General features: G+C 51.2%; 1 protein-coding gene. It reads left to right on the forward strand.

Annotated features, from left to right (window positions below; translation table 11 throughout):
* Nucleotides 1-495 (forward strand): thiamine pyrophosphate-dependent enzyme (locus tag M4I23_RS19600; protein WP_249755543.1); only part of this gene is annotated, 495 nt, incomplete at its 5' end.
* Nucleotides 496-686: the final 191 nt, after the last annotated feature.

The raw sequence follows: 686 nt of genomic DNA on the forward strand, positions 1-686 counted from the left end.
GCGAACGTCCGCGCCATTTCCCAAGTCCTCTGGGGCTCCATCGGCTACGCCACAGGCTCCTGCCAAGGCGCTGCACTCGCCGCAAAGGAAAGCAATATCAAGCGCACCATCCTCTTCACCGGTGACGGCTCCTTCCAGCTTACTGCTCAAGAAGTCTCCACCATGCTCCGCAACAAGCTGGCCCCCATCATCTTCGTCATCTGCAACAAAGGCTACACCATCGAGCGCCTGATCCACGGCTGGGAAGACGCATACAACGATGTCCAGGAGTGGCGATATAAAGATATCCCCAAGGTTTTCGGTGCAGAGGAGGGAAGCGTACTGACGTACAGGGTGGAGACCAAGGAGGAGGTGGAGAAGCTATTCCAAGACGAGGAGTTTTCGAGTGGAGAGACGAACAAGATGCGGTTTGTTGAGTTGGTGATGCCGTGGGATGATGCGCCGGCCGCGCTAAAGGCGGTTGCGGCGGCTGCGGCGAAGAGGAATGCGGAGTAAATCTTCTTTTCTTTTTCTCTATAATTACTTTTCTTCAGGGGGTAGAATAAGACGCGGGTACTGACGGATATGAATGACGGACTCTTCTCTCTTCTCTTTCTCTGTACGTAGGAAAAAGCATATTCGACTCTGATAGAACGATACAGAATAATATTTTCGTCGTAAATACATTTAGAAACTGAGAAAAAAAA

It is taken from the genome of Algibacter sp. L4_22 (assembly GCF_023473045.1).
Classification (GTDB): Bacteria; Bacteroidota; Bacteroidia; order Flavobacteriales; family Flavobacteriaceae; genus Algibacter.